The organism is Aquiluna sp. Uisw_065 (assembly GCF_047731275.1).
Classification (GTDB): Bacteria; Actinomycetota; Actinomycetes; order Actinomycetales; family Microbacteriaceae; genus Aquiluna.
This window is the reverse complement of the sequence record NZ_CP159836.1, coordinates 715,891-734,015: the sequence shown is the minus strand read 5'-3', so window position 1 is coordinate 734,015 and position 18,125 is coordinate 715,891. Positions and strand designations below refer to the sequence as shown.

At 52.1% G+C, this 18,125-nt stretch carries 15 protein-coding genes and 1 pseudogene; 11 read left to right on the top strand and 5 right to left on the bottom strand.

Annotated elements, in window-relative coordinates:
* Window positions 1-114 precede the first annotated feature (114 nt).
* From ABXT50_RS03670 to ABXT50_RS03660, 3 genes are read left to right on the top strand one after another with little or no spacing between them, the layout of a single operon-like run.
* Window positions 115-1,353: an RNA polymerase sigma factor gene (locus tag ABXT50_RS03670; protein ID WP_415273559.1), complete on the top strand. Its 1,239-nt coding sequence runs from the start codon at window positions 115-117 to the stop codon at window positions 1,351-1,353.
* The gene (locus ABXT50_RS03665; protein ID WP_415273558.1) at window positions 1,354-2,556 is read left to right on the top strand and encodes a MurT ligase domain-containing protein; all 1,203 of its coding nucleotides are present in this window, start codon (window positions 1,354-1,356) and stop codon (window positions 2,554-2,556) included. It abuts the gene before it with no gap.
* Window positions 2,553-3,125, top strand: a complete 573-nt coding sequence (locus ABXT50_RS03660) for a hypothetical protein (RefSeq protein ID WP_415273557.1) — start codon at window positions 2,553-2,555, stop codon at window positions 3,123-3,125. The genes ABXT50_RS03665 and ABXT50_RS03660 overlap by 4 nt, the downstream gene beginning before the upstream one ends.
* A 62-nt stretch (window positions 3,126-3,187) precedes the next feature.
* Here the strand turns inward: ABXT50_RS03660 and ABXT50_RS03655 are convergent, their stop codons facing one another.
* Window positions 3,188-3,376, bottom strand: a complete 189-nt coding sequence (locus ABXT50_RS03655; RefSeq protein ID WP_415273556.1) for a hypothetical protein — start codon at window positions 3,374-3,376, stop codon at window positions 3,188-3,190.
* 118 nt (window positions 3,377-3,494) lie between these two features.
* Here ABXT50_RS03655 and ABXT50_RS03650 point away from each other — a divergent pair, with 118 nt between their 5' ends.
* Window positions 3,495-5,549 carry a DNA gyrase/topoisomerase IV subunit B gene (locus ABXT50_RS03650; RefSeq protein ID WP_415273555.1) on the top strand — a complete coding sequence of 685 codons (2,055 nt, stop codon included), beginning with the start codon at window positions 3,495-3,497 and terminating at the stop codon, window positions 5,547-5,549.
* Here the strand turns inward: ABXT50_RS03650 and ABXT50_RS03645 are convergent.
* Window positions 5,546-7,894 (bottom strand): DNA gyrase/topoisomerase IV subunit A, encoded by a 2,349-nt coding sequence (locus ABXT50_RS03645; RefSeq protein WP_415273554.1) that lies wholly within the window; start codon window positions 7,892-7,894, stop codon window positions 5,546-5,548. The genes ABXT50_RS03650 and ABXT50_RS03645 overlap by 4 nt on opposite strands.
* Window positions 7,895-7,921: 27 nt before the next feature.
* On the opposite strand from ABXT50_RS03645, the gene ABXT50_RS03640 reads away from it, so the two are divergent.
* Window positions 7,922-9,046 (top strand): alkaline phosphatase family protein, encoded by a 1,125-nt coding sequence (locus ABXT50_RS03640; RefSeq protein ID WP_415273553.1) that lies wholly within the window; start codon window positions 7,922-7,924, stop codon window positions 9,044-9,046.
* Here the strand turns inward: ABXT50_RS03640 and sepH are convergent.
* Window positions 9,026-9,781, bottom strand: coding sequence for a septation protein SepH (gene sepH / locus ABXT50_RS03635; protein ID WP_415273552.1), 756 nt, complete (start codon window positions 9,779-9,781; stop codon window positions 9,026-9,028). The genes ABXT50_RS03640 and sepH overlap by 21 nt on opposite strands.
* A gap of 160 nt (window positions 9,782-9,941) precedes the next feature.
* Between sepH and ABXT50_RS03630 the strand changes: the two genes are divergently transcribed.
* Window positions 9,942-10,223 carry a DUF4193 family protein gene (locus ABXT50_RS03630; RefSeq protein WP_415273551.1) on the top strand — a complete coding sequence of 94 codons (282 nt, stop codon included), beginning with the start codon at window positions 9,942-9,944 and terminating at the stop codon, window positions 10,221-10,223.
* Here ABXT50_RS03630 and ABXT50_RS03625 read toward each other — a convergent pair.
* Window positions 10,191-10,577 carry a DUF3093 domain-containing protein gene (locus ABXT50_RS03625; RefSeq protein WP_415273550.1) on the bottom strand — a complete coding sequence of 129 codons (387 nt, stop codon included), beginning with the start codon at window positions 10,575-10,577 and terminating at the stop codon, window positions 10,191-10,193. The two genes, ABXT50_RS03630 and ABXT50_RS03625, sit on opposite strands and share 33 nt — an antisense overlap.
* A 79-nt stretch (window positions 10,578-10,656) precedes the next feature.
* Here ABXT50_RS03625 and dut point away from each other — a divergent pair, with 79 nt between their 5' ends.
* From dut to dxs, 5 genes and pseudogenes are all read left to right on the top strand, one after another.
* On the top strand, window positions 10,657-11,088 hold the full coding sequence (gene dut, locus ABXT50_RS03620) for a dUTP diphosphatase (protein ID WP_415273549.1): 432 nt from the start codon (window positions 10,657-10,659) through the stop codon (window positions 11,086-11,088).
* Window positions 11,088-11,651: a DUF3710 domain-containing protein gene (locus ABXT50_RS03615; RefSeq protein ID WP_415273548.1), complete on the top strand. Its 564-nt coding sequence runs from the start codon at window positions 11,088-11,090 to the stop codon at window positions 11,649-11,651. Before dut ends, ABXT50_RS03615 begins: the two co-directional genes overlap by 1 nt.
* A complete protein-coding gene (locus ABXT50_RS03610; RefSeq protein WP_415274801.1) occupies window positions 11,644-12,318 on the top strand; it encodes a DUF3159 domain-containing protein in 675 nt (224 codons plus the stop codon). The genes ABXT50_RS03615 and ABXT50_RS03610 overlap by 8 nt, the downstream gene beginning before the upstream one ends.
* A 19-nt stretch (window positions 12,319-12,337) precedes the next feature.
* Window positions 12,338-15,007 (top strand): aconitate hydratase AcnA, encoded by a 2,670-nt coding sequence (gene acnA, locus ABXT50_RS03605; protein ID WP_415273547.1) that lies wholly within the window; start codon window positions 12,338-12,340, stop codon window positions 15,005-15,007.
* A gap of 33 nt (window positions 15,008-15,040) precedes the next feature.
* A pseudogene (dxs, locus tag ABXT50_RS03600) lies at window positions 15,041-16,983 on the top strand (1-deoxy-D-xylulose-5-phosphate synthase).
* Here dxs and ABXT50_RS03595 read toward each other — a convergent pair.
* Window positions 16,925-18,067 carry a ribonuclease D gene (locus ABXT50_RS03595; RefSeq protein WP_415273546.1) on the bottom strand — a complete coding sequence of 381 codons (1,143 nt, stop codon included), beginning with the start codon at window positions 18,065-18,067 and terminating at the stop codon, window positions 16,925-16,927. The pseudogene dxs and the gene ABXT50_RS03595 sit on opposite strands and share 59 nt — an antisense overlap.
* Between the last annotated feature and the right edge of the window lie 58 nt (window positions 18,068-18,125).

Genomic DNA, 18,125 nt, shown 5'->3' with positions numbered 1-18,125 from the left:
TCTTGATACACACAGCAACAATAAGTGGCATACTTGCTGTTCGAAACCCTTTCAGGTCGCAAGACTTGACAAGGGTTTAAAGTCTGCCCAAGAGCGAGGTCTATCATCGCAACAGTGTCAAAGGCGAAAGCCAAGGAAATCACACCAGAAGGTGTCGCTAAGGCTGAGCCTAAGAAGGCAACGGTCAAGCCAGCTAAGGCTGCTGCAAAAACGCCTACCACCGCACCAGCTAAGGCTGCTGTGAAGAAGACGGCTGCGAAGCCAAGGGCTAAGAAGGATGACTCCGTGGAGGATATTGTCTCGGAGGCGACTTCAGCTGTTGATCTGAGCCTGGATGCCGACTTGGACCCAATAACTGCAGCCATTGAGCTACCTAAGGGTGCTCTGGTCATCAACGATGACGAAGACGACATTCCAGTTCAAAATCTTGCAATCACCGGAGCTACGGCCGATCCTGTCAAGGATTACCTGAAGCAGATCGGTAAAGTCGCTCTGCTAAACGCGGAGTTGGAAGTTGAACTCGCGAAGCGTATCGAGGCCGGCTTGTTCGCCGAGGATAAACTTGCGACCGAAAGCAAGCTCGCGCCTGCTGATCGCAGAGACTTGAACTGGGTCGTTAAGGACGGAAAGCGCTCAAAGTCTCACCTTTTGGAGGCAAACCTTCGTCTGGTCGTCTCACTGGCGAAGCGTTATACAGGACGAGGTATGCAGTTCCTGGACCTAATTCAAGAGGGAAACCTCGGCTTGATTCGTGCAGTAGAGAAATTCGACTACACCAAGGGCTTTAAGTTCTCCACCTACGCGACTTGGTGGATCAGGCAAGCAATTACTCGCGCGATGGCAGATCAGGCGCGCACTATTCGTATCCCAGTTCACATGGTTGAGGTAATCAACAAGCTGGCACGAGTTCAGCGTCAGTTGCTTCAAGACCTTGGTAGAGAACCGACTCCAGATGAATTGGCCGCTGAATTAGACATGACGCCTGAAAAGGTTGTAGAGGTCCAAAAGTACGGCAGGGAGCCAATCTCACTTTCTACTCCTTTGGGAGAGGATGGCGACAGCGAATTCGGTGACCTGATTGAGGACACCGAGGCAGTTGTGCCAGCGGACGCTGTTGGTTTCACGATGCTTCAACAGGAACTAGAGCGGGTATTGGACAGCTTGCATCCTCGTGAGGCTGGGGTTATTCGCTCTCGATTCGGTCTGGGTGATGGAGTGCAGATGACTCTTGACCAGATCGGTGAAAAATTTGGCGTGACTAGAGAGCGCATCAGGCAAATCGAATCCAAGACGATGTCGAAGCTTCGACACCCTTCTAGATCACAACTTCTTCGCGACTACCTGGACGGTTAAATGCGTGCCATCCTGGCGGTCTTGATCGGGAAGTTTTTGCGTTTTCTCGTTCGTTTAGTCCGGCCAGGTGGAGGCTCAGCACTTCCAGGAGTAGTAGCAAATAAATTAGACCCAAATCTTCTCTCGAATGCTCTTCGCGCTCTGGATCATGGCCTGGTTGTCGTATCCGGTTCAGCGGGAAAGTCCTCGACAACTAGCTACTTAGTCACCTTGCTGGAAACACACGGTCTTCGCGTCTTTACTAATAGCAGCACAGCGAACATTAGGCAGGGCCTTGTTGCGTCGGTGTTGAAGCAGAGTAATTGGCGTGGACAGTTGGACTGTGACATAGCGGTGTTGGAATTAGACGAGGGTCACGGTGCAGTCCTAGCTAGGGAACTCGAGGTTCGATTAGCGGTACTGACCAACGTGCTTTCGGATCAACTAGATAGATTCAGTGATCCTGATGATGTCATTGCAATGCTGAAACAAATAGGTTCGGCAGCAAAGGCAGTCGTCCTAAACGTGGATGATAAGAATCTGGCTCAGTTGGAATTCGAAATCCCTGTCTTTGGGTTCGGGGTGTCGAGGGGGACAGTCAACACTCCAAAGGCGGTTTACGCCTTGAATTTCGGTTCTCACCCGACTATTCCGGTTTTCGCCGAAGTCGGGCATGGCGGCATTGTCTTGCACTCAGAGGCTGAGACTAGATTTGAAACAACGAGTTTGCCAGAGCATCAGGCGCTGAACCTGTCGGCCGCTGTGGCCGCCTTGTATCAATTGATTGAGCCGTCCGAGAGCATTATTCGTGCTGTACTCATGGAACTAAAACCAGTCTTTGCTCGAAACGAAAGAGTTGAAGTTGCCGGCGTCGACGTGACTATCCGCTTGGTTCAGAATCCGACTAGTTTCCAGTTGAACCTCGATGAGCTGCTGCCGGACCAGACTCCACTCATGTTTATGGCCGGGCGAGACATTCATGATCCGAGTTGGCTGTGGACAGTCGATTTTTCAAGAGTGAAAAGGGTAGACATCGTTGGAGGTTTCAACGCGCATGAACTGTCTCTGCGATTGGCCTTTGCCGGCGTTGAGGTTGGCGCTGTGATTCAAGATGCTAGCGCTGCGGCAGACAGTTTCCTAGCGCTATCAGGGACGGGGCATACTGTCTTGTTTAGCGCAGATGCAATGCGTCGCGTGAGAAGACATTGGGGGCTAGCCAAGTGACTCGTTTTTTTAGTTTTCATAAGGAATATTTTGACAACAACGGTGATCAGGGGAACTTATCGGTCCTGAAGTTCTTTCTAGGCCAGCAATCCGTCTCATTTGATGAGGTTAGTGAAATGGCATCGGCTGACTTTGTCCTAGTGGGCGATGCAAGTCGCGCGACACTTCGACAATACGGGAAAGAGCTTTTAGATTTAGCCCCAGCCCTTCAGGCCAGACACGCAAATGGACTGCCAACTCTGGTTATTGGTTCAAGCTATGAGCTTCTTGCCTCTGAGGTGGATTGGCTTGAAACTCCAAAACGGGGATCTGTCGTCAGCGAGTTCAGGACTCTAGTTACAGATGAGGCCGGACCGGTTCTCGGTTATCGAAATAGCTCGATACTGGACCTAGATTTCGTTCGGAACGGCGACTTTATTGCGACAACGCTGTTCGGGCCTATTCTGGCTAAGAACCCAACTCTGCTGGACCAGATGCTTCTTGCCTGCGGTGGCACCTCGGCCGATTGGGAACCGAAGATGAAGAACTGGGTCGAAAGCATTAGAGAACTGGCGCCGACTCATCGCTAAATAAAGTGCCTGAACAATGCCGCTCAAGATTCTTGTAGCTGGCAGTTTTTCTAAGGCTTGGTCTAGGCCTGGTTTAGGTCAGCGCTTTGGTCGTGCCATCCTAGAGTGATTGGCTCTAGTTTTGCCTTGTTGGCATTTCCGTGGTGTGCACAAAACAGCAACTCTCCGCCTGCTAGCTGAACTCGCATGTATGCCTGAGCTCCGCAAACGTCGCAGCGGTCACTAACCAATAGCTTCGAAGTTTCTGTCATGTTTTCCATTCCTTTATTAAAGCATGGTTGGCCGTAATACACGTGACATCTGCTGCCAGTTTCTCTTACGGCGAAGTGGCGTAGTGCTACTAATGTCTAGCGGGGTTATTGTTTCGGGGTGGATGATTACTCAGCGAGACACCTTTCAGTCCTTGAGGGACTTGAGGCAGTTAGAAAAAGACCAGGCATGTATATCGGTTCGACCGACGGCCGCGGGCTCATGCACTGTCTATGGGAAATAATTGACAACTCTGTCGACGAAGCTCTTGCTGGACACGGCAAGTCAATCGGTGTTGTTATTCATACCGACGGTTCTATCACTGTTCAAGATGACGGCCGGGGAGTGCCGGTCGACATAGAACCTAGAACTGGACTAACGGGAGTAGAGGTCGTCTTTACCAAGCTGCACGCCGGAGGTAAATTTGGTGGCGGTTCTTATGGGGCCTCTGGTGGATTGCACGGGGTTGGCGCATCCGTAGTTAATGCTTTGAGCTCCCGTCTTGACGTTGAGGTGGACCGCGCCGGTCAAACTTGGGCCATGTCCTTCCACAGGGGCGAACCGGGATTGTTCGCGGGTGACGGGCCAGAGGCGGACTTTGCACCTTTTGTTGAACAGAGCGAGCTTCAGGTGATTGGCAAGGTTTCCAAGTCGAAGACCGGCACTAGGGTCCGGTATTGGCCAGACGTGCAAATCTTTGAGCCGGGTGCGGATTTTCAGATGCAGGATCTAGAGGGCCGTCTCAGACAGACCGCTTTTCTGGTTCCTGGATTAGTCCTCAGCGTTCACGATGAACTCTCGAATATCAGCCAAGAGTTTGTGTTCGAGGGCGGCATTACCGAATACGTTGAATATCTGGCGGCCGATGGACCAGTCTTGGCCACTCGCCGCATCCAGGAAACGACAAGTTTTCGCGAGACGGTTCCGGTATTGGATGAAAACTCCGGCTCGATGAAGAGCAAAGAGGTCGAGCGACAATGTGTTGTGGACATCGCCTTACGATGGGGAGGTGGTTTTGATACGAGGGTCAAGTCTTTTGTAAACATAATCTCGACGCCCAAGGGCGGATCTCACTTGACCGGTTTCGAACAAGCCTTACTTAGGTCATTTAGGACTGCGGTCGAGGCAAATGCGAGACGACTAAAGGCAACCTCCCTAAAGATCGAGCGCGATGATGTCATGGCGGGCCTGACTGCGGTTGTGTCAGTCAGTTTTCCGGAGCCACAGTTTGAAGGTCAGACAAAGGAGACGCTGGGTACTCCTGCCATAAAGGCCATCGTGGCTAACTCGGTCGCTAAATGGGCCGATGAGCTTCTTGCCGGCAAGATCCGTGGCACAAAAGCCGAAGTTGATGCTCTCCTGGACAAAGTAGTCAGCGAGGCCAAGACGCGGATTAGTGCGCGGAGCTTGAAGGACACACAGCGCAGAAAAAACGCTCTTGAATCATCATCGCTTCCTAGCAAGCTTGTGGATTGTCGCGGCAGCGCCACCGTTGGTTCCGAGCTTTTCATCGTTGAGGGTGACAGTGCCTTGGGAACAGCTAAACTTGCGCGCGACTCGGCCTTTCAGGCATTACTTCCTATTCGTGGGAAAATCCTAAACGTCCAGAAGGCGTCTTTGTCCGACATGCTGTCGAATGCCGAATGTGCAGCAATCATTCAGGTTCTCGGTGCGGGATCTGGTCGAACTTTCGATCTAGAGCAGGTTCGATACGAAAAAATTATTCTTATGAGCGACGCTGATGTGGATGGTGCACACATTCGCACATTGCTTCTAACGCTATTTTTCCGCTACATGCGACCACTGGTCGAAGCCGGCAGGGTTTACGCTGCTGTTCCTCCATTGCATCGGGTGGAAACTGCGGGCCGTAATAAAGAGGTCATCTACACATACTCACAGCAAGAGTTGACTGACCTTCTAAAAAGTCTTGAGAAGGCCGGCAAGACTTATAAGCAGCCTATTCAGCGATATAAGGGCCTCGGCGAGATGGATGCTGATCAGCTTGCTGAGACGACGATGCAACCCTCGAACCGCATGCTACGACGCATCACTGCCGTCGACGCAGCAGCCGGAGAGCGAACCTTTGAGTTGCTCATGGGTAATGAAGTGGCTCCTAGGCGCGACTTTATCGTTGACTCGGCGGACGATTTTGACAGAGAGAAAATCGACGCTTAGAAGGCTGCAGCTAGGTAGTCATCGGCAGCTACTCCGCTGCCGTCCCTGCGTTGGTCTATCTCTACCGCCGGCATTTCTGAACCATCGAAGTTCAGCAGCACTGGGCTCTTCGAGCAAAGGCCTGCAAAATACAGCTGGTCCTGATTTTTCAGGAAGCGCTGGCATCTAACACCTTGGGTTCCTCTACCTTTTCTCGGGTAGTTGGCAACTGGAGTAACTTTTATCGCGCCTGGGTCCGTGGAACCTAGGGCCAATGACGAGTTCGCAGCTGTCACAAGATGAGAGTCTGAATCGACTACGCCGAAACTGATCACCCGTGATTCAGTCGAAGTAATTCCCGACATGCCGCCTGCGCTCAGCCCTTGAGGTCGCACCGATGATGCTGGGAAGATCAGCAGATTCGCGTTGCTTGTCACGAAGCAAAGCTCCGAGTCATTCTCGGCGACCGTGAAGGCGACAATCTTGTCACCATCTTTTAGCCCAATCACTTCGGTCTCTTCTTTGTCAGGGAATGGTCCGGTTAGTCTCTTCACAACACCGTTAGTTGTCCCAATCGCGTAGGTTGCGTCACTCAACCAGTCCGCTAAGCCGACGACTGATTCACTGGACAGCCCAAGAAATTTGTCGGCACTAGAAGCATTTGTCGAAACACCAGCTGACAGGGCAGGTAAATCGGAAACGTGCACTCTTATTATTCGCCCCTTGGAAGTAACTAGGCCAACGTCTTTCCTAAGTGAAGTAGTGAGGGACCTTCCCGATCCTGAATGAGATGCAGGCTCGGTGCGGAAAAGATTGCCCATTGTGTCTAGGGTTACCGTTGCGGGGGAGTCCTCGAGTTGAGTTACCTGAACTGGCTTTCGAGAAATAGTGATTCCCTCTGAATCGATCAATTGAGTTCGCCTAGCATCTCCAAATTCCTCTGCTACCTCGTCAAGCTCTTTGGACACCAGTCGTTTTACAAGTTCATCGCTACTTAGGAGCTGCTGGAGGTTTGCGATTTCTTTTCGCAAGGTGTCGGCCTCTGTCTCTAGCTCAATAAGGCTGAATCTGGTCAGCCTTCGAAGCCGGAGTTCCAGAATATAGTCCGATTGCAGCTCTGATAGATCAAATACTGTTCTCAGACGATCGCGAGCAGCATCGGCCGTGTCAGAAGTTCTAATGACTTCTATAATTTCGTCAATGTTTAGTACCGCAATCGCCAGGCCGTCAAGCAGGTGGAGCCTGCCCATTCTGCGGTCTAATCGGTTTTTACTCCGTCTAGTAGTAACGCTAATTCGGTGCTTGAGGTAAACCTCGAGAAGAGCTTTTAGTGGCATTTGCTGTGGCCGGCCTTCGACTAGCGCAACGTTATTTATGCCGAAGCTTTCCTCGATGGGCGTCAATCGGTAGAGAGCATCGATGACGGAGGCAGGATCGAATCCGGTTTTCAGTTCAATGATTAGACGTAGTCCGTTTTCACGATCGGTTAGGTCGACAACGTTGTGGATTCCCTCAAGTTTCTTTGAGGTAACCGCGTCCCGTATTTTCTCTATGACTCTTTCTGGGCCAACCAGGTAGGGAAGCTCAGTCAGCACTAGTCCTGTGCGCCGTGGGCCAACCATCTCGACCGAGATTTTCGCTCGAGTGCGAAACGTACCTCTTCCAGTCTGATATGCCTCTCTAAGGCCGTCTCCGACGAGCGCAACGGCGCCGGTGGGTAGATCCGGACCGGGGAGAACTTCCATGATTCGGTCTAGAGATGCCTCGGGGTTGTTAATCAGCAAGTGCAGTGCCGCAACGACCTCTCTCAAGTTGTGTGGCGGCATGTTGGTGGCCATACCTACGGCAATGCCGCTGGCGCCGTTAACTAGGAGGTTTGGGAAGGCGGCGGGAAGCACTGAGGGCTCAGTTAGCTGGGCATCGTAGTTTGGTGTGAAGTCGACTACGTCCTCATCGAGGCTCTGATTCAGCGCCTCGGCAGCCTTGGCAAGGCGGGCTTCCGTGTATCTCGCGGCAGCCGGACCGTCGTCAAGGCTTCCAAAGTTTCCGTGACCGTCAATAAGGGGCAGGCGCAGTGAAAACGTCTGAGACATCCTCACTAGAGCGTCGTAGATTGCCTGGTCACCGTGAGGGTGTAATTTACCCATCACTTCACCGGTGACTCTGGCCGACTTTACGTGACCGCGGTCAGATTTGAGTCCCATTTCGCCCATTTGGTAAATAATTCGTCGCTGCACAGGCTTTAGGCCGTCCCTAGCATCCGGGAGCGCTCTTGAATAGATAACCGAGTAGGAGTACTCCAGGAAACTCTCTTGCATTTCTGCAGAGACATCAATGTCTACAATTCGTTCTGATGTATCGGTCATGAGTCCTAGCTGTGCGAAACTTGTGGGGTGCCTTTGACTTTACCTGCTGTCCCCAACGCTTTAGGGAACATTCGCAACGTGTTCACATCTGGGCTTCTATCGTTGCAGGGTCTTACTAACCCCTTGAACTTGAGTCATAAGCAAAAGGTGATTGTCATCTTGATTGACGGTCTTGGTGCTGAGCAAATAATGCAGCGGAGTGGACACGCCCCCTGGCTCAATAGCTTGCTTAGCAAAAAGAGCATCTCGGTATGCGGTTTTCCAGCAACCACCAGTGCAAACATTGCATCCTTCGCGACTGGCGATTCCCCGGGCCAGCACGGATTAGTCGGGCACCGGGTTTGGGATAGAAAACACGACGAGCAGATAAATCTTTTGGTCGGATGGAACGAGCGCACTGATCCAAGAGTTTGGCAACCACGCCAGACCGTTTCCGAGCGAGCATTGGCTCTGGGATTGCAGTGCAACGTTGTTGCGGCTTCTGAATACCGCGACACTGGCTACACAGAGGCAACAATGCGAGAAGCAAACTTCATAGCCGCTAACAGTTGGCAGGAAAAGTTAGAAGCCGCAAGGGCGATTGTCAATTCGAAGCAACAATCGCTCACTTATCTTTATATTCCCGAACTCGACAAATTCGGCCATCAGAATGGTTGGTCTAGTTCCGGATGGGCGGCGATGCTGGAAGAGCTGGATGCAATGCTTAGGTCATTCTGCGAGCAGGTACCAAAGGACACGGGTGTCGTGATAACGGCGGATCACGGAATGATCGAAACTTCAAAGCCCAGGCAATTGGTACTCGATGATTCTTATGACAAGAGCGGTTCTGTGCAATTTGTCGGGGGAGACACGAGGGTGAATTATGTCTACCTTGACGACATTGGAGCTGTCGACCAAGTTGTTGCTGACCTCGAGCCTTTCAGCTACGCATTCGATGCCGTAAGGACCGAAGAAGCAATTGCCGCTAACTGGTTTGGTGAAGTCTTGCAGCCGGCCAGAGATCGATTACCAGAGCTAATGCTTCTTGCCAAGTCCGATTTCACGCTTTATCACTCTAAGTATTTTAAGAGCAGAAGTTTTGACATGATTGCGCATCACGGCTCGCTGTCACCGGCTGAAATTAGGGTGCCACTAATCCGAATTGGGTTCTGAGTTAGTAGTACCCAGAACAATCTCATCCCAGCTTGGAAGCGATGCCCTACCTTTCGCCGTTGCTGGTTTCAGGTCCGCCTGCTTGCGCCGGGTCCTTAGTTCTTCGACAAGGCTGTGGACGGATGCGGTTCGTTCAAAATCCTCTGGGTTCTCGATTACCTCTGGGGTTGACATGTCTTTCATCGCCGCATCCTCGACCGGGATTGCTTGATGGATCGCTGGCGAGACGACGTCTCTTCGCGATTGTTGTCTTGACGCGTTTTGAGCTTCTAGATTGGTGGGCTCGATGCTTCTGGTACGGGGGTCAAATTTCCAAGTCATCAGCGATTCGCCTGCCGCGTGAACGTGCCACATTCCATCAGTTTTTAAAACCCTGAAGGTTGCCGAGGAGTCGGTGCGTGCGACCAGGTCTTGAAAACGCATCATGCTTACGCCGTCACTCACCTCGGTTTCGAGAGCCGCATCTAAGACATATCGAAGCTCATCCAGTATCGGGGCGGCGAATGGGCTAATTGCATTCACTTCCTGTCCAACCTCAGCGGCGACTTCCTCGATGTCGAGGCCGGCCCTGATTAGATCTTGGACCAATTTAGGGCTGAAGTCTGCTCCGGACACTCGCGGGTTGTTCTTGAGCGCGTCCCTCATCGATTCGTCGATGAGGACCTGAAAGCGTTCTCCTTGGTCTGACTCGAGAATGATGGCGTCGCCGTCTCTGGCTACGAATCTTAGGTTCATGAATGCCTCCTAGCTAAGAAGTGTTGCACTTCGGGCGTGTTGTTGGTTTATTTGCCTCGGTGAGTTTCGTAACGGATTTTGTGTTGCGGCGAGCCTAGTTTGCGTAATATCAATTCCTAGGGCATAGTTCACGCGCAGAGGCACGGAGAGGCTGGACAGAATGGCAACGGATTACGATGCAACTCGAAAGACCGATGATGACACTGAGTCCCTTGACGCCATAAAGGAACGCGGCCCTTCTCAGGGTTCAGGCGGTGAAGATGATGTTGACAACATCGACGGCTTCACGATGCCGGATGTGGTTAACGAGGAACTTGAAGTCGTTGTGTTACCTCTTCAGGAAAACGAATTCACTTGTACGACATGTTTTCTAGTTAAACCGCATCAGCAGCGTGCTTCAAAGCCGCGCTCAGCTGCCGTTTGCATTGATTGCGCTGGCTAGCTCCGCGGGATTTCTAGTGCTTATTAGTAGGTAGGCCGTAGGGTCGTTGGGATCTGTAACGGCAACTTTTACCATGAATTTTATATCCCCTCTTATGACAAATTGAGCCGCGGGGCTGAGGCCCGGGCCGCGCTCCGTCTTCATTCTTTCTCCTTCTAAACCGATTGCTTCACCTAAAGCATTCAAAGGAACGTTTATCCTGCCAACGCGGATACTTTCCGAGACTTGAATAATGGGGGCCGTGAAGATGGATAGAAGTGCGAGGCCAATGGGAACCAGGACGGCCATGACTATGGCCACAGGCTGTGACACAGGTAGCAGTGACAACAGGACCAGCGGAGCAGACAGGCTCATGGCAACTAAAAATCCCACTGAGGGGTACAGGCGTTCGAAATAAGAATTGGTAGGCACAGGAATACATTACGCTCTAGGCATGGATTTGGAAGTGCTAATAATTGCTCAGGACGGCTTCGAGCCGATCTACGCAAAGCCGGGAGACGCCGGCTGCGATCTTCGTTCGACTCATCAACTCGTGATTAGTGCGGGCGAGCGCATGCTTGTACCTACTGGCGTAAAGATCGCGATGCCCGATGGTTATGTGGGCCTTGTTCACCCCAGAAGTGGGCTGGCGGCAAAGCACGGAATTACCGTATTAAACTCACCGGGAACGGTGGATGCGGGTTATCGCGGAGAGGTTATGGTGACGCTGCTGAACACCTCCTCCGAGGATTTCGCCATTGAAATTGGCGATCGCATCGCACAGTTATTGTTCCAGAAAGTCGAACGAGCGCGTTTTGTCGCGGTTGGTGAATTGCCTGAATCAAGTCGCGGTGAAAGCGGATTTGGTTCCAGCGGGAGGTCATAATGTCAAAATCAAGCCCTGTGGACAGAGATACAGCTGGACCATTCGATATCTCTGAAATCGGGGTTCTCACACCGTATCTAGATTTTGGCTCCATCAGATTAGCGCCTCGTCAGGACATGCAAATCCGCGCTGACATAGACGATACAAGCAAGAAGGTAGTAGCTCTAACCGTCGAAATCGAGGGACACCGGCTGCAACTCCAAGCTTTTGCGTCAACAAAATCTGATGGGCTTTGGGAGGCGACCATGTCAGCGCTGATTCAGGGCATTGCATCGCAAGGCGGATCGGTGGAGCCTGTCGAAGGAATTTTGGGTCAAGAGCTCAGGGGCAGCGTTCCCGCTAAGAGCGGAGACAAAACTATCTCTCGTCCCACCAGGTTCATTGGTGTAGATGGTCCGAGGTGGTTCCTTCGAGGAGTCATTTCTTCCTCCACAATTAGCGAGGACGTTTATGCTCGCCTCGTGTCGACATTTCGCTCGGCTGCGGTCAGTCGTGGAGACATTGCAATGCCTCCGGGCGAACTCCTGCCGCTGAGGTTGCCAGTGAGTGATAAAGATGAGTGATCCGGATGCGGTTGCTAGACGGCTTGGCATAGAAAAGGGCGAAAACGGTTTTGATCTAAATCGCCAGTCATTACTGGCAGGAATCGGAGGGCCACTCGGGATTGCCGAAGCGATACTTCCGGCAACGCTTTTCTCTATCGTTTTTGCTGTAACCGGCGAAGCCATAGCAGCCGTGGGTGTAGCTGCCACAAGCTCGGCTTTATTCATTGCCATTCGCCTTGGGCAGCGCAAATCCATAGTGCAGGCGGCAGTAGGCGCCGCGGCGATTGCTTTTGCAGCCTTCTTAGCACTTCGCGATGGCGGACAAGCGGCGGACTACTTTGTTCCTGGCTTCTTTACTAACGGGGCATATGCCTTGGTGTTTTTAGTCTCGGTTTTGATTCGAAGACCTGTCATGGGTTACGGGGCCCAGTTGTTGTTCGGCTTGGCAAATTGGCGAAGCAACAAGGCGGTTTTTTCTAGGCTTAGAACGGTGACTTTGGTTTGGGTTGGGTTTTTCTTAGCTCGGCTCGCAGTTCAGTTGCCGTTGTATTTCTCTGGTCAGGTTGAGCTCCTGGCCGCATCTCGGGTCGTTATGGGTGCTCCGGCCTACGCCGGCTTGTTGGCTCTCACCTGGATTCTACTGAGGCGCATTGCCAACCCAATTGAGGGTAGATTAGAGGGGTAACCTTCTAGGAGTTGAGTTGATGTCCCATTTTTCAAGCGCTAGCAATCTAACTGTCGGCAACAAGACTTATAAGTACTTCAGCATGGCTGACTTAGAGGTTCAAAAACTTCCGTACAGCCTGAAGATTCTCCTTGAAAACATGCTTCGCACCAAAGATGGTTTGAACGTCACCCAGGCTCACGTCGACGCACTAGTGTCATGGGATCCAAGCAAGGAACCAGACACTGAAATTCAATTCAGCCCTGCCAGAGTGATCATGCAGGATTTCACGGGTGTTCCTTGCATTGTCGACCTAGCAACAATGCGCGAGGCAGTTCAGGAACTTGGTGGTGACCCACAAAGCATCAACCCATTGACTCCAGCCGAGATGGTAATCGATCACAGTGTCGTGGCGGATGTGTCTGGATCTCCGGACGCGGCTGAGCGAAATGTCGAGTTTGAATATCAGCGCAACAGTGAGCGCTACCAGTTTTTACGTTGGGGTCAGACCGCGTTCGACAACTTTAAAGTTGTCCCGCCGGGGACAGGTATCGTCCATCAGGTGAACATTGAGTTCCTGGCTAGGACCGTGATGACTCGTGAGGTTGACGGTGAGTTAGTTGCATATCCCGATAGCTGCGTGGGAACAGATTCACACACGACGATGGTCAACGGACTGGGTGTCCTCGGTTGGGGTGTTGGCGGCATCGAAGCCGAGGCCGCAATGTTGGGGCAGCCAGTTTCCATGCTTATTCCAAAGGTTGTTGGTTTCAAGCTAACCGGGGAAATCCCGACTGGGGCGACGGCTACGGATGTCGTGCTGACAATTACTCAGCAGCTACGTAACCACGGAGTCGTGGGCAAGTTTGTTGAATTTTACGGCGATGGCGTTGCCAGCGTGCCTTTGGCTAATCGCGCAACCATCGGAAACATGTCTCCAGAATTTGGTTCGACTGTCGCAATTTTTCCAATCGATGATGTGACTCTCGATTATTTGCGCATCACAGGCCGTGATGCAGACGAAATAGCCCTAGTGGAGACTTACGCCAAAGCGCAGGGAATGTGGCATGACCCAAGTCAAGAGCCTGAGTTCAGCGAATATCTGGAGCTGGACCTGTCGACGGTTGTACCTTCAATCGCCGGGCCCAAGCGCCCTCAAGACCGGGTTGAACTTTCCACAAGCAAGGCTTCTTTTGAGCGTGATTTGAAGAGCTATGCGCCATCGTTCAGTGCCCCAGTGCCAGTGAAGGGCAAGGACTATCAGCTTGACCACGGCGCCGTGACTATCGCATCAATTACCTCTTGTACCAACACCTCAAACCCGTCGGTGATGATAGCCGCCGGGCTACTGGCGAAGAAAGCTGTTGAAAAGGGCCTGTCAGCAAAACCATGGGTAAAGACATCCTTGGCACCGGGCTCCAAAGTCGTGACTGAGTACTACAAAAAGGCGGGCCTAACGGAGTCTTTGGACCAGCTGGGTTTCCAGTTAGTTGGTTATGGCTGCACCACGTGTATTGGAAACTCCGGTCCACTCGCTGACGAAATCTCAGCTGCGGTCAATGAGGGTGACCTAGCCGTAACAGCTGTGCTAAGCGGAAACCGAAACTTTGAGGGACGAATAAATCCCGATGTCAAGATGAATTATTTGGCGTCTCCTCCTTTGGTCATCGCCTATTCATTGGCCGGAACCATGGACTTTGACTTCGAAACTGAATCACTCGGTTTGGATCACGATGGGCATGATGTTTTCCTGAAGGATATCTGGCCAACACCTGGCGAGGTGCAGGACACGATTGATAGCTCAATCAACTCCGACATGTTTACCACTCAGTACGCGTCCGTCTTCGATGGGGACAGCAGATGGCAGTCACTGCCAACACCTGAGGGAGCGTTATTTGATTGGGTCAGCGATTCTACGTACGTGAGGAAGCCCCCGTACTTCGACGGGATGAGCCTTACTCCTTCGCCCGTTACTGATGTTCACGCGGCTAGGGCACTCGTATTGCTTGGCGACTCGGTCACTACCGATCACATCTCGCCTGCCGGTTCGATTAAAGCCGATTCGCCTGCTGGTATCTACTTGATGGAAAAAGGCGTTGGACGAGTGGACTTTAATTCCTACGGTTCCCGTCGCGGGAATCACGAAGTTATGATTCGTGGAACCTTTGCAAACATCAGACTGCGTAATCAGCTGCTCGACGATGTTGAGGGAAGCTATACCCGAGACTTCACGACCGACGAAGGTGCTCAAAGTTTCATATATGATGCGGCTGAAAATTACCGTGCAGCCGGCACGCCACTGGTGGCAATTGCTGGAAAAGAGTACGGCTCTGGATCTTCCAGGGACTGGGCCGCAAAGGGAACTAGTCTTTTAGGCATCAAGGTAGTGATTGCAGAGAGTTTTGAGCGTATCCACCGAAGTAACCTCATCGGTATGGGCGTTCTTCCGCTGCAGTTCCCGACAGGACAGCACGCAGCCAGTCTTGGTCTTGATGGAACTGAAGAGTTTGACTTCACGGGAATTGAAGAGCTCAACAATGGCAAGACACCCAAAACTGTCCACGTGGTGGCCAAGCCGACATCTCACTCCGCTGAAGATAAGCCAGTTATCGAATTTGATGCGGTGGTTCGCATCGACACTCCGGGTGAAGCTGACTACTTCCGCAATGGGGGCATTTTGCAGTATGTTCTTCGCTCTTTGGTCGCCTAGGAATACTTCAAGTTGGCAGATGTTGGGAAACGCATGAGTCTTTTAGCTGGAATCGAATCTCCGAGTCACCTCCAGGCTCTTTCATCGACGCAGTTGGTGGAATTGTGCCAGGAAATAAGGGAACACCTAGTCGATTCAGTTTCAAAAACTGGTGGTCACTTGGGTCCTAACTTGGGCGTCGTTGAAATAACAGTCGCACTTCATAGGATTTTTGAATCGCCCAAGGATTCGATAGTTTACGACACCGGTCATCAGAGTTATGTCCACAAGCTACTCACCGGCCGCAGAGACCTTTCCACTCTTCGCCAAAAGGACGGCATCGCCGGCTACCCGCAGCGTTCTGAGAGCGAACACGACATCGTAGAGTCATCGCATGCTTCCTCCTCTCTCAGCTGGGCAGATGGCATTTCAAGGGCTTATAAGGCAACCAACCAGCACGACAGGCATGTCGTAGCAGTAATTGGCGACGGCGCTCTGACCGGAGGCATGTCTTGGGAGGCACTGAACAACATAACCGACGACAATGACCGCAACTTGGTGATTGTCGTGAATGACAATGGTCGATCGTATGCACCGACCATGGGTGGCCTGGCTCATCGTCTTGAGTCGATTCGAACTAACAATCTTTATAACGCCAGTTATTCGCTATCCAGAAAGATTTTTACCGTCTCGGCCCGCTGGGTAGGGCCGTTTTCGATTCAACTCGTGCCGGACTTCACTCCTTGTTTGGTCCTGGTAATTTCGGCGGAATCTTTCCAAACTTAGACATAAAGTATTTTGGCCCAGTAGATGGGCATGACCTGCTAGCTCTTGAAAAGACGCTCGCCAGAGCCAAGGCGCACCAGGGACCCGCCGTTGTCCATGCCATTACGCAAAAGGGCAAAGGTTACGATCCTGCTATCAAGGATGAAGCCGACCAATTCCATGCGGTTGGCAAGATTAATCCAGAGACTGGGATGCCGATGCCGAGCAATGGCTCGACTCCATGGACCGAAGTTTTCGCGGATGAAATTCTCGAAATAGCAAAAGCCGATTCGAGAGTCGTGGGGATAACTGGGGCGATGATGATTCCGGTTGGTTTGGATAAATTTGCCGGTCACTTTCCGGACCGCGTTTTTGACGTTGGAATTGCGGAACAGCACGGAGTGGCGGCGGCGGCAGGAATGGCTTTCGGGGGACTCCATCCAGTCGTTGCAATATATTCGACTTTCATAAACCGTGCCTTTGATCAAGTCCTCATGGACGTCGCTCTTCACAAAGCCGGAGTCACATTCGTGCTTGACAGGTCCGGCATAACTGGCCCGGATGGCGCCAGCCACCACGGCGTTTGGGACATTCCGCTTCTGCAGATGGTCCCCGGAATCCACATATCGGCGCCGAGGGATAAAGAACGGCTTCAAGAAGGCCTCAGAGAGGCAATCGCGATCGATGATGCTCCGAGCGTTATCCGTTTTCCAAAGGGTGCCGTTCCAAAGTCGATAGATGCCATTCTGCGGACAGCAAATGGCGTTGACGTTCTAAAGCAGGCCGCAAGCAAGGACGTACTCATCGTTGGAGTGGGTAGTTTTGCCCAGGTTGCAATCGATGTGGCCGATCTCTTGGCAAGTCAAGGGATTGGTGCCACGGTTGTGGACCCAAGATGGATCTTGCCCATAAACATGGACCTTGTCGAGATGGCTAAGGATCACCGGTTGGTCGTGACAATCGAGGATGGACTAAAGACCGGGGGCTTTGGTTCTAGAGTTCGACAGGAGCTAAGAGCGAATGAAGTTGATACTGCTCTTAGCGAGGTTGGTGTTCCGGCCGAGTTTTTAGAGCACGCTGAGCGTTCAGAGATACTGGAGCGATTGGGACTGACCGCCAAGACGATAGCGAGAGATATTGTCGCGCAGGTGCTTGGGTCAAAGGTTCCGCACGCTAAGGCGTTTGAGGATGAGAGTTCTCAGCCTCAGCTGACGCAAGACCCTCTTCAATAAGCTCAGCCACAATCTTAACCTGCCACGGCCGTGCCCCTAGTTTCTCGAGTTGCGCAGCTATTTCCTTTTCGGGCTCGAAGCAAACTCTTCTCAAAAACTCTGGCGTCAAAAGATTTTCTACTGGGACGACCAGTTCCGTTGCCTTGGCCATCATGAGCTCTCTTACGAGCTTTAGTCTGACGTGTGCCTCTGGAAATCTTTTTTCCCAGCTCTTGTGGTTCGGAAGTGCGCCGGTGTGCTCTGGCGCCGGCAGAATCTCAAGATTCTTTGACCCTTCTATTGCCTCCCACCACACTGACAGCATGGACCTAGAGGCTCGTCCCTGAAACAACTTGTTCTGGGACAGCTCGTGCTTGGACCTGGGTACTTTGTCAATCGCCGCCATTATGGAGCGGTCTGGGATCAGACGCCCAGGAGCAAGGTCTGATTCAATCGCTATCTCGTTGCGGGCCAGCCATAGCGCAGCGGCAGCCTTAAGTTTCACTTGGTCTTTGACTCGGCTTAGTCCCGGGAGGTTCCTCCACGGCTCTTGGGCAATTGGCTTGGGTCGAAAGTTCTGGAGGGCTGCGAATTCCTCTTTCGCCCACTGGCTCTTGGACTGGGACTCGAGACTCTTTTCAATTTCGGCCCAAAGATCGTGCAATACGTCTACGTCGAGCGCCGCATAATTTAGCAGCGAAGCTTGCAGAGGCCGTATTGACCAGTCCGAAGCAGAGTGTTCTTTTGCAAGCTCAAGGTCAAGTAATTCCGTGACCATAGATCCGAGTCCAACTTTTTCATAACCTGCCAGCCGCGCTGCCAGTTCGGTGTCGATTATTGTTTTGCTTGCAAAGCCGAGCTCTGTCAGGCAGGGAATGTCCTGCGTCGCAGCGTGCAGTAGCCAACTCCTGCTGTTTATCTCTTTAGCCACGAGTTCGTTCCAGCCGGGGGAGGTGTCATCTAGGGCTACTGGGTCAATCAGGTAAATCGAACCGGCAGCCAAACCAATCTGGACCAGGTATGCGCGCTGGGAATATCGAAAACCACTAGCTCTTTCGGTGTCAATGGCAAGTGTGTCCGTGTTTTGCGTTAAAGCTTCTAGCATTTCTTCAAGTGATTCTTGATCGACGACTTGAACAACTGGACGTCTTGGGGTGTCTAAA